We start from the raw sequence: 14916 nt of genomic DNA, 5'->3' as shown, positions 1-14916 counted from the left end.
CGCTGAACTTGCGCCTGGTTTTCTTTGTCATATTCGGTAATTTAGGATGAAAAATTCATTCTTAACTACCTGCCCTTTTTTAAGGGTACATTATAATCGAATGAATGAATTGTCGAAAAAAATTAAACTTTCTGTGGATGAACTTACTTACATAGTATCCAATTTGTTTGGATTCAAAGATGCAAATGATTACACTCATTATATCGATTTATATAGGTACTTAATCGAAAAATACGATATAAAAAAAATCTCTAAAAATGATCAAATACAGTTTTTTAAAGACTTGAGAAATAAGGAAATTGAATACACAGGTAAATTAGAAGAATTGAGTAAGAAGCCTGTTAAACTTGATTCTTTAAACCGACTTTATGCTGACGGGGTAAGACCAGAGTGCTGGAAATGCGTTTATGATTACCAGGCTTGCTTGCAGCCTTATGTTGGCGTAACCAATATTGTAACAAGTACCCCACAATATAATACTTCTATAGTAAGTTTATCTGATGGTAGTTACAATATTCTTTCTTCTACCACGTACACTTATACTGTTAATACAGTTTTTTATACTGTTCCTGGTTTGAGCGAAAACCAATGTACTACTATATATAAAAGCTGTGTGGCATATTGTAATAACGGTTTGTAAACGGTTGCCTCATTCTAAATAAATCTGTTTGCAAGGTTTTCAATAATTCGAAATTATTCAAATTAAAAACCCTTCCAATCTTTGAATTTGAAGGGTTTTTAATTTGTCAATACTGGACAATCTAACAAGCCCCGGCAGGCGTCGTACAATGCACAAAGAAGCCATTTACACAGTATATTCGCCAGTAAAAATGTGGTCAGTTTGTGTCGAGTATTCTGGTAAGTTTTTAAATAAAATATTTATATAATATGTATCGTTCTTTATTATTGAATGTTACTAGTTTTTTCATTTTTCAACTGATAATGGTTACTGCTTATTCACAGGGCAACATACATCCACAATCAACCCAATACGAATGGCCCACAGATAAACTGGTAAAGGAAAAATTGGAGAAATGGCAAGATCAAAAATTTGGTATGATCATCCATTGGGGATTGTACGCAGTGCCTGGTATCATTGAATCCTGGGCTTTGTGTTCGGAGGACTGGATCAACCGTGATAGCACCAAGAGTTATGATGATTTTAAAAAATGGTATTGGGGATTGCAAAAAGATTTCAACCCGGCGCATTTCGATCCGGATGCATGGGCCCGTGCAGGAAAAGAGGCTGGCATGCGTTACCTGGTGTTCACTACCAAACACCACGACGGCTTTGCCATGTTCGATACCAAACAATCTGATTTCAGTATTGCGAAAGGTCCGTTTGCCGGCAACCCGAAGGCCGATGTAGCAAAATATGTATTTGATGCATTCCGTAAACAAGGGTTCATGATCGGCGCTTATTTTTCCAAGCCCGACTGGCATTCGGAATACTATTGGTGGCCCAAATATGCCACGCCCAACCGCAACAACAATTACGATATCAAAAAGAACCCCTGGCGCTGGAATCAATTCAAACAATACACTTATAACCAGATCGGAGAGTTGATGCACCATTATGGAAGTATCGACATACTCTGGCTGGATGGCGGCTGGGTTAGGCCACGGGAAACAGTAAATGAAGAAGTGCTTTCCTGGGGGGCACCTATACCTGACTGGAGCCAGGATATCGATATACCAAGCATTGCAGCCATGGCAAGGCAAGCGCAGCCAGGATTGCTGGTGGTGGATCGTACCGTACACGGTCCTTATGAGAATTACCAAACTCCCGAGCAACGCATCCCGGCAAAACAACTCGATCATCCCTGGGAAAGTTGCATGACGCTGGCCAATAACTGGGGGTATGTTCCCAATGACCGTTTCAAATCCGCCGCACAGGTGATCCACTCCCTCATTGAAGTAGTGGCGAAAGGAGGCAACCTGTTGCTGGGCATCGGTCCCAAACCCGACGGCACATTGCCGGCAATGGCCGTAGAACGTTTGGCTGAAATTGGGCAATGGATGCGCGTGAATGGAGATGCTATTTACAATACGCGGATCACACCCAACTACAATGATGGCGCTGTTTATTTTACCCAAAACAATACCACCAACACCAGGTATGCACTGGTTTGCCTGAAAGAAAATGAATCGTTCCCATCTGCTGTTACATGGCATGGCAATGCACCTGCAAAAGGGACTTCGATCAGGCTCTTGCAAACAGGAGAGAAGATGGCGTGGACACAGGAAGGAGATCAGACGACCGTAAAAATATCTGCTTCGGTAAAAAAGACAGGAGAACAATTGCCGGCGTTGGTATTCGCTTTTACGCCTGCGCATGAATAACAGCAGCAAAACTCAATTTTGCCGGTAAAATCAATAATCGATAAATTGCAGTAATGATTGCTGCTGCAAAAATCAATTACCTGCAGGGGAGAATTGCCCGTAACGATGACCAACAAGCCTACCGGGAATTGTTTGTGATCTTCTATAATCCTTTGTTGCATTTTGCACGCTCCTTCCTTTCTTCCAAAGAACAGGCCGAAGAGGCGGTTTCGGATGTATTCATCCATATATGGGAGAAACGCAGGCGGCTCGAAACCGTATCCAACCTCAAGGTGTACCTTTATATAGCTACCAAGAATACGGCGCTCAATTACCGTTCCCGTCAAAACAAGCACCGTACTGAAGACTTGGGCGAAATGGCTACCGAGCTCAAAAGCATTTATTTTAACCCGGAACAACTGCTGATCACCGCTGAAATGATCCAGCGCATCAGGCAGGCCATCAACCAGTTGCCCGCCCGATGCCGCCTGATCTTCAAACTGGTCAAGGAAGATGAACTCAAATACCGGGAAGTAGCCGAAATCCTGCAACTTTCCGTGAAAACGGTAGAAGCTCAAATGACCATTGCCCTACGTAAGATTGGTACGGTGGTCAATTTTGACATCCAGAAGACAGTTTCTACCAGACCCTGCTCCTCACAATAAAAAAAATAACTTTCTTTTAAGGGTAACGGCTCATTATTGGTGTCCTTAATAAGGAGCCATTGCTATGTCGTCTATAATACAATACCGCCTGTGGGAGTTGATTGCTAAAAAGCTATCGGGAGAAGCCAGCGAAACCGAACTGAAAGAGCTGGAAGAAACGATGCGATTGCACCCTGATTTGCATTATCCCATGCAAACAGTTGCCGATTTATGGCACCATACCCCGCCACAACAGGAAGATGCCCATACCGCTTTCGGGGAAATGCACCTGGAACGCATGAAGAGGATGGGAATCGATTATCCCTTTGAAGAAGAACTCCCGATCTCTTTTATAGAAAACACTCCTCACCGGAACAGAAAACAAGTATGGTTCAGCCTTTCTGTGGCAGCCATGCTGATAGCAGGTGTGTTGGGTTACCGGTTCCTGTTTATACCCAAGCCTGCTACTCCTGCCAAAACACTGGCAGTTGCTGCCAGTGAGGTATCCACCAAATATGGGTCCAAGACCCAGCTAACTTTACCCGATGGTAGTCAGGTATGGCTCAATGCCGGCAGTAAATTGAAATACGACAAGAACTACGGCGCGGGCCTCCGTGAAGTGTCGCTCAGCGGGGAAGCCTTTTTTGACGTGGTGAAAAACCCAGCTCATCCCTTTGTGATCCATACCGAGAAAATAGACATCAAAGTACTTGGTACTGCTTTCAATGTAAAGTCTTATCCAGGAGAAAAACATACGGAAACCAGCCTGATCCGCGGGAGCATTGAAGTAACCATCCGCAACAAATCGGCGCGTAAAATCATCCTGAAACCTAACGAAAAGCTGGTCATTGCCAATGACGACGAGCAGCAGGAGAACAAAGCCACTATGCCGCTGCCGCTACATGCCAAAGATAACAGGCAGGAGCCTTTTGTAGCCATCAGCCACCTTACTTATGAACCCAAAGACAACAGTGTGGTGGAAACTTCCTGGATGGAGAATAAATTCATTTTCAACAGCCTGCCCTTTGAAGACCTGGCGTTGCGATGCGAACGATGGTTCGATGTGTCTATCATCATTAACGATGAAGTCATCAAAAAGAAAAGATTTACGGGCGCTTTTGAAAGCGAAACCGTTGAGCAGGTACTGAAAGCATTACAGTTGACGACACCTTTCCGGTACACGATCAATAAAAAACAGATTAATATCTATTCAAAATAACAGAAACAACTATTGACCATCTAAAACGCTGCCTATGAACATGAATAACAATACTTAAAATAAAACGGGAAATGCGGCAACATTTCCCGGCAGGCGAAGACAGACAAATGCTTGGCTGCCCCTATCGGGGTCATTTATCATTTTCTTACACCCTTACAATTCCCAAAGTATGAAAAAAAACGATCTGTTGCCTTTTTTCATCCGAAGGCAGGATTTTTTAAAGATGCTTTTGCTTATGAAACTAACGATTGCACTGATGCTTTTTAGCTGTCTGCAGGTGTCAGCTAAAGTATTCTCTCAAACAAGGATCAAGCTGCAATTGCAGTCGGTCGAGTTTAGAAAAGCACTTTCTGCGATTGAAAAGAAAAGTGGATGCCGTTTCCTTTACAATGATGAAATTATTCCTGCTGGCGCCAAAGTAGACGTTAATGCAGTCAATGCGCCGGTAACCGAAATACTGGACGCACTTTTTTCTGACAAACCATTGGCATACAAGATTCTTGAAAACAACCTGGTGGTGATCACTAACCGCAATGTAGAAGTGATACAAGCCAGAGTAACTGGTAAAGTCACTACTACCACAGGAGAACCCTTGGCAGGCGCTTCCATCAAGATCAAGGGCAGTTCCATGGGCACACAATCCGATGAATCGGGTAGTTTTTCTCTCACCGTGCCAGACAATGCCACACTGATCATTTCCTATGTAGGTTATGAAACAGTAGAGATGCCATTGAATGGCCGGTCAAAGATCAATGTGAGTTTGAAACAAAGCGAGAAGATTATGGATCAGGTAGTGGTGATCGGTTATGGTACTGCCAATAAAAGAGACCTGACAGGAAGTATCGTTAAAGTAGAAGGCAAAGAGGTGGCGGATCGTCCCAATACCAACCCGGTGGCTTCTTTGCAAGGTAAGGTAGCTGGTCTTTCCGTGGTGAACAATGGTACGCCAGGTGGACAACCCGATATCCGTATTCGCGGTACTGTGAGTATTGGCCAGGTACACCCGCTTTATGTTGTAGATGGCATTTTTAACGACAACATCGATTATATCAACCCCAATGACATAGAATCCATCGAGATACTGAAAGACCCCTCTTCACTGGCCATCTTCGGTGTGAAAGGTGCTACCGGTGTGATCGCTATCACTACCAAGAAAGCCAAGGTTGGACAGACTGTAGTGAGTTTCAATACCAGCTATGGCTTCAAAAAACTGGTTGATAAGATCAAAATGGCCGATGCCGCTACTTTCAAAACATTGTTTGCTGAAGAAAACGCCAACAACGGTATTACTACGCCATTCGATTATACAGGGCTCAATGCCAATACCGACTGGATCGATGCGGTTACACGTGTAGGCCAGTTCAATACAAATAACTTAAGTATCTCCGGAAGCACAGAGAAGAACAAGTTCAACCTGGGGCTGGGTTATGTGAGTGATGAAGGTATCATCAAACATGAGAAGCTGGAGAAAATGTTGCTTTCTTTCAGCGATGAATACAAGGTTACCAAAGGCATCAAGGTTGGAGTGAACCTGAATACCACACGACAGGACAATCCATACGATGCTGGCTGGGTGCTTGACGCAGCCCGCAAAGTAGTACCGATGGTTTCTGCTGATACCAAACAGTTCCGTATCAAGAACCCGTATGGTACGGATACAATTAACACTGCACTTTATTCAGGTCTGAATACTGCTTTGCAATCGGCAGGCGTGGTAAACCCGTTGGTACAACTGGAAAATGAATGGGATAAAACAAAGAACATTGAATACAGGTATGTGGGAAGTATGTATGGTGAGATTAATTTTCTCAAATACTTTACACTGCGTTCTACTTTCTATGCAGATGTGAGCACGGTGAACCGCAGGCAATACACACCGCTGTACATGGCTTACAATCCCGTGAACAACCAGCCTTATCTCTACAGCCAGGTTACACAGGTGCGGGAAGATGATAATACCTGGCGCAAATTTCAACAAGATCATATCCTTACTTTCAAGAAGAACTATGGTGCGCATAATATAACAGCCATCGGTGGTTTCACTACCTATTACTTCGGTAATTTCAACCGTACTGGTAAGGTTAGTCAAAGTACCGCTGCCACTGCGCTGCCTATCCCCAATGATCCCCGTTTCTGGTATGTTTCCAACGGCTTCCAGGATCCTACTACTACACAGGCTACTTCAAGCCAGAGTGAATACAGTACTGTTTCTTTACTGGCAAGGGCCTTGTACAATTACAATGGTAAATATTTCCTGAACGCTTCTTTCAGGGATGATGCTTCTTCCAGGCTTCCGGCTGCTAATCGTCACCAGAATTTCTGGGCAGTTGGTGCCGGATGGGAAATGACCAAGGAAGACTTCATGCGTAACCAGCATATTTTCGATTTCGTAAAGCTCAAGGGATCAGTAGGTGTATTGGGCAACCAGACGGCATCACGCCTGGATGGTACGCCGCTCAACTATCCTTTCTATCCCAACCTGAACAGTGGCGCCAATGCAGTGTTCGGCACCAATGTGTACACAGCAGCTGATCCGGAATATATTCCCAATCCCAACCTGAAATGGGAAACCGTATCTGCACAGGAGATCGGCGTGGAATTGAGCGCTTTTCAGAACCGCTTACACTTTGAATTCAATTATTTCAACAAAACCACCAACGACCTGATGACTTATGTGGACAGGTCTGCACTGGGTTTGAAAAATGAACTGGTGAACGGAGGAAGTTTGCGCAACTGGGGTGAAGAATTCTCGGCCATGTGGAGTCAAAATCTTTCCCGTGATTTTTCATTGAATGTGGGTGGAAACATCACATTCCTGAAAAACAAAGTGTTGAGCCTGAGTCCTGATCTGCCTACCGGCGTACTCTCCAGGAATTTTTATAACAATGGTGCTGCAGAGAGCAGGACCGAACCTGGTAAACCCATCGCTTATTTCTATGGTTACCGTGTAGCGGGCATTTTCCAGAGCTATGCAGATGTGCTGAAATCGCCTGTACAAGCAGCTTTGGGAGCTTACGGACCCGGCGATTTCAAATACCAGGATGTGAATGGCGATAAAGTGATAACGACCGATGACCGTACCATGATCGGTAACCCTACGCCCAAGTTTACTTATGGAGGCTCTGTAACACTGAATTACAAGGGACTGAGCTTAAGTGTAGATGTGAATGGTGTATATGGTAACCAGGTATGGAGAGGCTGGGGTGCGCTTGAATCGCCGTTCCAGCGCGTGAATTACGCTGCCGACAAGATCAACCGCTGGCATGGAGCGGGTACTTCCAACTGGGTGCCCATCGTAAGCCAGGCCAACCGTATCAATTACCTGGGTTCTACCTATAGTATTGAAGATGGAAGTTATGTCAGGATCAGGAACCTCCAATTGGCGTATAACTTCGGTCAGGCTGTGATTTCAAAAATACACGCCAGGAATTTGCGCGCATTCGTGAACGTGCAGAATCTGAAGACTTGGAAAAACAACTCCGGTTATACACCAGAATTTGGTGGAGATGGCACCGCATTCGGATACGACAATGCCGGTGGCGCGATCCCGATGATAACCACGTTTGGTATCAATGTTAGTTTTTAAACAACTCATTAAACCATTAATTCTTTAGGTATGAAAAAATATATGAAGAAAGGATGGGTCGCTCTGCTGGTGCTCCCCATCATGATGATAATGGCAGGATGTACAAAGTTTCTCGACCGAAAACCACTCACAGCTACGCTGGATGATTTACACCAGGGTACATTGGAAAGCCAGGTATATGGCATGTATTTTACTTTACGCACTTCCGCAGGTTTTTCTACGTTGCCATGGCTCGACTTTCACAGCATCCGTGACGACGATGCAGAAAAAGGCAGCAGCCTTACAGATGGTGCAGAAGTGGTTTCAGAATTCGATCATTTCAACTATTCGAAAGACGACTGGGCTCCCAATACTTACTGGAACGATCACTATACTATGATCAACCAGGCCAATAAAGCCCTGTACACAGCGAAAAGCCAGAATGTGACAGACGATGCGTCTTTGCGTAACGTAGGAGAGGCTTGCTTTTTCCGTGCATACGCTTATTTTGAACTGGTAAAGACCTATGGTGATGTGCCATTGATCAATTACCTGGTAAGCAAACCTTCCGATGCCATCAGGCCGAAGTCGCCGGCATCGGCCATCTATGCTTTCATTGATTCGAATCTGACAGTGGCTGTTAAGTATTTGCCATTGACCAGTGCCGCTTACGGAAATTATCCGGGCAGGCTCACTAGGGGAGCCGCCAATACTTTATGGGCGCAAACCTATTTGTTCCGGCAGAACTGGGCCAAAGTGATCTCCACTTGTAATGAAGTGATCTCTTCCGGTGTATATTCATTAACATCCAAGTTCACAGACATCTGGAAGGATGGATTGAACGGAGCTGGTAAGAACGGCCCAGAATCGATCTGGGAAATGCAGGCCAACGACGGACAGAATGCACAAAGCAATAGTGCGGCAGACAATGGTACATTCTGGGGTACTTGTCAGAATGTTCGTCAGGGTGGAGCCGGACTGGAATGGAACCTTGGATGGGGATGGAACACACCTACACAGAATCTGATTGACGCGTGGGACAGCACAGATCCCCGCAAACCTGCTACCATCCTGTATTCCGGACAATACGATGGCGGACCTGACCAGGGAGGGTATGGTGCCACACTGCCGCCTTATGATGCACTGGAAGCCAATGGAGGTATTGCACGGAAATACTGGAATAAAAAAGTGTATTCAGATCCTGCCATGCGACAGTTTACGGGTTTCATCAATAACAACGGACAAGCTCCCTGGATCAACCACCGCATACTGCGGTATGCAGATGTGATCCTGATGCTGGCTGAAGCAGCCAATGAATCGGGCGACGGTGCCACTGCTGCGGCGAATCTGGAAAAGATCAGGAACCGGGCGAGTGGTAATCTCGGACCCGCGCGAACCATTGTTCCTGTTGTACCTTTTGTGAGCCAGGCGCAAATGCGCACGGCCATCAAGAATGAAAGAAGGTTTGAATTTGCGATGGAAGGCTATCGTTTTTACGACCTGGTGCGTTGGAATGATGCATTGAGTACGCTTGGTCCATTGGGCTATACCAACCGTTGCCGGTTCTATCCCATACCGCAGAAAGCCATCGATTTGTCGGGAGGCGTGTTAAAACAAAACCCCGAATGGTAATTCCATTTCGTTCATTGATAAAACTCATCATTATGCATCTCAGATATAAATTATTCAATCGCATTGCTTGCTTACTGGCATTAGGCATTGCCATCGGAGGTTGTCAGAAACTCGATCGGCCTGCATTGGGCGATTATCCCAAGGATGCCAATCCTCCGGGAGGGCCGTTGAAATTTTATACGGCTTTCGATGGAACGACGCCTGATCCCCTGATGAATGCTGTAGACAGTATCCGGGCCAATTTCCCTTCCGTAAACCCGTTTACTTCCATTCCCGGTGTTTCCGGTAAAGCAGTGCAGGGAGTAAGTCAGAAAGCCATCTCTTATGCGTCGGCCAATGATTTTTCCAAGGCCACCAGCTTTACCATTGCCTTCTGGGAAAAGAACTCGGTGCCGGTAGGAAGCCCACAGTTTTTGTTTTCCCTGGCTTCCAAGGATTATTGGCACCAGAGTGCATTGTTTGCATTGGTTGATCACCAGGGCGCCGGCTCTACATCAACCGATGCCGTTGTGAAACTGGCAGTACAGGACCAATGGTTCGAGTTTACACCATCCAACGGAAGGATGCCTGGTAACCTGCTGAATGGCGATTGGCATCATGTTGTGTTTGTGTACGACCAGAGCACGTCTATGTTGAGCTACTATGTAGATGGTAAGCCACTGACTAACCTGAAGCCATCGCAAACCAATGTCACCAACAATGGCACTCCCCGTGGCGCCCTCAGCTTTGCTAATATTTACGGATTTGTACTGGGCGGATGGAACAAACATGCTAACTTAGGTAATGGCGCTCCTACAGACGACTGGATACAATCCTGGCAGGGTGGTCTTGACCAGTTCAGGCTATATGGCAAAGCCCTCAGTGCATCGGAAGTGCAGGCTTTGTACAACAGTAAATTGTAATCGTTTTAGAAAGGTTATATGAAAAAGAGGGCTGCCATCTCTGTGCAGCCCTCTTACATTAGCTTGTGTATGGGTTTAAAAAACAACATACAGGGTAAAAGATCGTTGTTGATGATTTCATCGATCACGCTGGGTATTTTTTTACTGGCCCGGTGTGTTGACAAGGATAATCACGCAGCACAAACCGCCCGTCCACCCGGGTTTACAGCCTTTGCCGGTTCTGCTTCCTGCACAGGTTGTCATAAAAACGCATACGAAAAACACCTGCACAGCGCACATTATCTTACCTCGGGAATCGCTTCTGAAAAAAACATAAAGGGCAGTTTTGAGAGCGGGCGCAATAGTTTTGATTTTAGTAACGGTACCGTCGTTGCCATGGAAAAAAATACGGATGGAAAATATTACCAGGTGGCTTATGTGAACGGCGTTGAAAAAAAACGCCGCCGGTTCGATATCGTAATCGGCTCTGCCACCAAAGGTCAATCTTATCTCTCGTGGGTAAACGACAGGCTGGTTCAATTACCGATCACCTATTTTACCGCCAATGACCAATGGTGCAACAGTCCGGGCTATCCTTATCAACCTGCATTCAACCGGCCCATTACATCGCGTTGCATGGAATGCCATACAACCTTCAGCCAGGTGGTTTCAACGCCCGACGCAAAAGGGGAAAGTTTCGATGCCAATAAAATGATCTATGGTATCAGTTGCGAGAAATGCCACGGTCCTGCCGCGGAACACGTTGCCTTTCAAACAAAACATCCTGAAGCCAAAGAAGCCAGGTTCATCATCAATCCTGCAAAGTTTAACCGCCGGCAGTTGCTTGATCTTTGCGCATTGTGCCATGGGGGCAGGTTGCAGAAAACGCAACCTTCTTTCAGCTTTACAGCAGGTGACAGCCTGGCCAGGTATTTTACCTGGGATACAAGCGGCATGCAAACTCTTTCCGGCATTGATGTGCACGGTAATCAATATGGCTTGCTGAAACAGAGTAAGTGTTTTACCATGAGTAATACCCTTACCTGCAATACCTGTCATGATGCGCATGCCAACGAAAAAGGACAGACCGTGGTTTTTTCCCAGCGTTGTATGAGTTGTCATAGTACGGTACATGAGCATTTCAGTAAAATCAATCACCAGGTGGTAACAGGTATCAAACAGGATTGTATCAGTTGCCATATGCCGAAACAAACTTCCAGGAGCATCGCTGTATTGCTGGAAGGGGCCACTACGCCCACTGCCATCAAGATGCATACTCATTTTATTACTGTGTATCCTGAAGAAACCAATCATTTTAAAAAACTATGATCATGCGTCTTGCGTTGTATTGTTTATTGCTTGCTTCTTTTGCATTTGTTTCCTGCGGGCACAAAGAAACCCTGTTTACCAGTTTGCCTGCTTCTTCCACTCATATCGATTTTGTCAACAACCTTGAAAAAAAACATGCTTTCAATATATTGTACTACCTATACTACTACAATGGTGGCGGGGTAGCCATCGGCGATATCAATAACGATGGATTACCCGATATCTATTTTACCGCCAATAGCAAAGGGAAAAACAAATTATACCTCAACAAAGGCAATTTCCAGTTCGAAGACATTACAGATAAAGCAGGCGTGGCCGGAACAGCCGATTGGTGCACTGGCGCTACCATGGCCGATGTGAATGGAGACGGGTTGCTGGATATTTATGTATCTTCCGTGAACAACCGGTACGGACTCAAAGGGCACAATGAATTATTCATCAACCAGGGCAACGGCAGGTTCAAAGAACAATCGAAAGAATACGGGTTGGATGCTTCCTGCTTTACTACGCAAGCCGTTTTTTTCGATTATGACCATGATGGCGACCTGGATTGTTTCATCCTCAACCAGTCGCACCACCCGCATGCCAATATTGTGGATACCAGTAACCGCAGAAAATACGATTCGCTCTCAGGTAATCGCCTGTACAGGAATGACCTGAACACGCCGGCAAAGAAATTCACCGATGTATCGGCAGAGGCCGGCATATTTCAAAGTAACCTGGGATATGGCCTGGGCATTGCAGTGGCCGATTTCAACAACGATGGATGGGAAGACATTTATATCGGTAATGATTTTCATGAAAACGATTATTATTATCTCAACAATGGAAACGGTATGTTTACCGAGAGCGGGGCACAACATTTTCGTCATTACAGCCGGTTCAGTATGGGCAATGATGCCGCCGACTATAATAACGATGGGCAAATAGACGTGGTAACAGTAGACATGCTGCCACAGGACGAAAAAGTGTTGAAGACATATGGGAGCGATGAGAACATTGATATTTACAAAGTTAAACTGGGGTTCAATGGTTACCAGGATCAATACTCGCGTAACTGCCTGCAACGTAATAATGGCAATGGGATCAGCTTCAGCGACCTGGGCTTGCAGGCAGGCGTTGCAGCCACCGATTGGAGCTGGTGCCCTTTGTTTGCCGATTTTGACAATGATGGGAATAAGGATTTGTTTATCAGCAGCGGTATTGTGAAACGACCGGTAGACCTCGACTATGTACGTTTTGTTTCAGACCTGAAATTGAAAGGGATGGACAAGACAGACAAGTACGATGATGTGGCCATCGATGCGATGCCCGATGGCGCTTCACATCCTTTCTTATACAAGGGAAATGGTAAGCTTGCATTCAAAGATGTGAGCAATGAATGGGGAACCGGTAATATGAGAGGTTATTTCACAGGAGCCGCTTATGCTGATCTTGACAACGACGGAAAACTCGACCTTGTGATCAACAGCATCAATGCACCGGCAGTGATACTAAAGAACAATGCGCCGAAAAAAAATGAGCTCACGGTTGCCTGCAAAGGCAAAGGAGGAAATACCAATGGGATAGGAGCAAAAGTGTACCTGTTCCAACACAGCCAGATACAGTACCAGCAATTGATGCTGACAAGAGGATTCCAGTCATCATCGGAACCTCGTTTGCACTTTGGACTGGGCGATGCCACTTCGATTGACAGCTTGTTGATCGTATGGCCCGATCAGCAATACCAGGTCATCAGGCATGTGCCTGCCAACCAGCCATTACTGGTTGATCAGAAAAATGCCGGCGGTATTTTTCAACAGGCAACTTTCTTCCCATCACCCAAAGAAAATTTTGAAGACCTCACCGGCAAGGTTGCGCTCAACTGGAAGCACAAGGAAAACGATTTTGTTGATTTCAACGTGCAGTACCTGATACCACATGAAGAAAGCACCCGCGGCCCCAAAATGGCAGTGGCCGATGTGAACAAAGACGGACTGGATGATATCTATCTCTGTGGCGCGCGCGGCCAGGGCGGTACTTTGATGATACAACAACGGAATGGATCATTCATACCTACAGATACCGCTGTATTCAGCAAAGATGCTCGCTGCGAAGATGTGGATGCTGTTTTCTTCGATGCCAATGGCGATGGTTATCCAGATCTGTATGTGGTGAGCGGCGGTAATGAAGTGATGTCCATACCCACTTCTTTCCATGACCGATTATACCTCAATGATGGGAAGGGACATTTCACCAGATCAACCAATGCATTCATGCCCGTAGCAGAAAACAAATCCTGTGTGGCAGTGGCCGATATCAATAACGATGGAAGACTCGATTATTTTGTGGGCAGTCTTTCCAATCCCACTGCTTATGGTCTGCCATTGAGTTCACGTCTCTATGTTAACAACGGTAAGGGATATTTTGCGCCGATGGGTAATGATAAGATACCGTTGAATAAGATAGGCATGGTAACTTCGGCAACTTTTGCAGATATCAATCACGACGGATGGCAGGACCTGATCGTGGTAGGAGAGTGGATGCCATTGAAGATATTTATCAATCACAAAGGTGTGTTCAGCGAGACAGATGTACCAGCTTCTACCGGTTTATGGCAATCCGTGTATGCCACAGACATTAACGGAGATGGTGCTATAGACATACTGGCCGGCAATTGGGGGCACAACTCAAAGCTGTGGACGGGCAAGAACGGACCATTGAAATTGTATGTAAAAGACTTCGATAACAATGGGTCTGTAGAACAAGTGATGGCGTATACAGTAGATAAAAAAGAATATACTTTCCTGGCCAAAGACGAACTGGAAAGGGCATTGCCAGTATTGAAGAAAGCCTATTTGAAATACAGTGAAGTGGCCGGTAAAACCATTGACTATATGTTTTACGATCTTTTCAAAGATTATGTAGAATTGAAAGCTGAAACCCTTGGATCGGCGGTTTTTATCAACGATGGAAAAGGAAATTTTACGCGGCAGGACCTGCCAGCCGATCTGCAACTGGCTCCAGTATTTGCTTTTCAGCAGGGGGCAAGAACGGATGTTTCGAATGGAAGTTACTTACTGGGTGGCAACTTCTATGGTGTGTTTCCTTATGAAGGCCGTTACGATGCGCAGGCAGTGGCCCAGCTCCAGGCTGGTAAGCAACAAGCGATCCGTTATGTACGGCAACCCAACCTGTCAGGTATCAGCGGTGAAGTGCGCGATCTGAAATGGGTGCATACTGCAGCATATGGCGACCTGTTGGTTGTAATGCGGAATAATGAAAAGCCCGTATTCCTGCGGCCGAAATAAAAGGCAGGATGCTACATGATAGTTCAGGCATAAA

9 protein-coding genes are annotated in these 14916 nt (G+C 45.6%); all 9 read left to right on the top strand.

The genetic code is table 11. The annotated features are described in order from the left end of the window. Positions 1 to 100: 100 nt before the first annotated feature. The 9 genes from BLU98_RS05700 (at position 101) to BLU98_RS05660 (ending at position 14882) form a co-directional block, all read left to right on the top strand. Entirely contained in the window at positions 101 to 640 is a 540-nt protein-coding gene (locus BLU98_RS05700) for a hypothetical protein (protein ID WP_092722904.1), read from the top strand. Between the two features lie 248 nt (positions 641 to 888). Then, positions 889 to 2343 (top strand): alpha-L-fucosidase, encoded by a 1455-nt coding sequence (locus tag BLU98_RS05695; RefSeq protein WP_092722902.1) that lies wholly within the window; start codon positions 889 to 891, stop codon positions 2341 to 2343. A gap of 53 nt (positions 2344 to 2396) precedes the next feature. Then, on the top strand, positions 2397 to 2987 hold the full coding sequence (locus BLU98_RS05690) for an RNA polymerase sigma-70 factor (RefSeq protein ID WP_092722900.1): 591 nt from the start codon (positions 2397 to 2399) through the stop codon (positions 2985 to 2987). Positions 2988 to 3051: 64 nt separating this feature from the next. After that, entirely contained in the window at positions 3052 to 4185 is a 1134-nt protein-coding gene (locus BLU98_RS05685) for a FecR family protein (RefSeq protein ID WP_092722898.1), read from the top strand. Positions 4186 to 4354: 169 nt separating this feature from the next. Beyond that, the gene (locus BLU98_RS05680) at positions 4355 to 7771 is read left to right on the top strand and encodes a TonB-dependent receptor (protein WP_092722896.1); all 3417 of its coding nucleotides are present in this window, start codon (positions 4355 to 4357) and stop codon (positions 7769 to 7771) included. 30 nt (positions 7772 to 7801) lie between these two features. After that, positions 7802 to 9382, top strand: coding sequence for a RagB/SusD family nutrient uptake outer membrane protein (locus BLU98_RS05675; RefSeq protein ID WP_092722894.1), 1581 nt, complete (start codon positions 7802 to 7804; stop codon positions 9380 to 9382). Between the two features lie 32 nt (positions 9383 to 9414). Beyond that, positions 9415 to 10284 (top strand): LamG-like jellyroll fold domain-containing protein, encoded by an 870-nt coding sequence (locus BLU98_RS05670; RefSeq protein WP_257574731.1) that lies wholly within the window; start codon positions 9415 to 9417, stop codon positions 10282 to 10284. An 18-nt stretch (positions 10285 to 10302) separates the two neighbouring features. After that, a complete protein-coding gene (locus tag BLU98_RS05665; protein WP_092722890.1) occupies positions 10303 to 11592 on the top strand; it encodes a multiheme c-type cytochrome in 1290 nt (429 codons plus the stop codon). Between the two features lie 2 nt (positions 11593 to 11594). Beyond that, positions 11595 to 14882, top strand: a complete 3288-nt coding sequence (locus BLU98_RS05660) for a VCBS repeat-containing protein (RefSeq protein ID WP_257574730.1) — start codon at positions 11595 to 11597, stop codon at positions 14880 to 14882. Positions 14883 to 14916 lie beyond the last annotated feature (34 nt).

Origin of the sequence: Hydrobacter penzbergensis, assembly GCF_900106985.1 — a bacterium.
Classification (GTDB): domain Bacteria; phylum Bacteroidota; class Bacteroidia; order Chitinophagales; family Chitinophagaceae; genus Sediminibacterium; species Sediminibacterium magnilacihabitans.
The sequence above is the reverse complement of the archived record's forward strand: the minus strand, read 5'-3'. Positions and strand labels throughout refer to the sequence as shown.

Coding starts and splice junctions, on each gene's coding strand:
- BLU98_RS05700 (WP_092722904.1), top strand. CDS start 101: ATGAATGAATTGTCGAAAAAAATTAAACTTTCTGTGGATGAACTTACT.
- BLU98_RS05660 (WP_257574730.1), top strand. CDS start 11,595: ATGCGTCTTGCGTTGTATTGTTTATTGCTTGCTTCTTTTGCATTTGTT.
- BLU98_RS05690 (WP_092722900.1), top strand. CDS start 2,397: ATGATTGCTGCTGCAAAAATCAATTACCTGCAGGGGAGAATTGCCCGT.
- BLU98_RS05685 (WP_092722898.1), top strand. CDS start 3,052: ATGTCGTCTATAATACAATACCGCCTGTGGGAGTTGATTGCTAAAAAG.
- BLU98_RS05665 (WP_092722890.1), top strand. CDS start 10,303: ATGAAAAAGAGGGCTGCCATCTCTGTGCAGCCCTCTTACATTAGCTTG.
- BLU98_RS05680 (WP_092722896.1), top strand. CDS start 4,355: ATGAAAAAAAACGATCTGTTGCCTTTTTTCATCCGAAGGCAGGATTTT.
- BLU98_RS05675 (WP_092722894.1), top strand. CDS start 7,802: ATGAAAAAATATATGAAGAAAGGATGGGTCGCTCTGCTGGTGCTCCCC.
- BLU98_RS05670 (WP_257574731.1), top strand. CDS start 9,415: ATGCATCTCAGATATAAATTATTCAATCGCATTGCTTGCTTACTGGCA.
- BLU98_RS05695 (WP_092722902.1), top strand. CDS start 889: ATGTATCGTTCTTTATTATTGAATGTTACTAGTTTTTTCATTTTTCAA.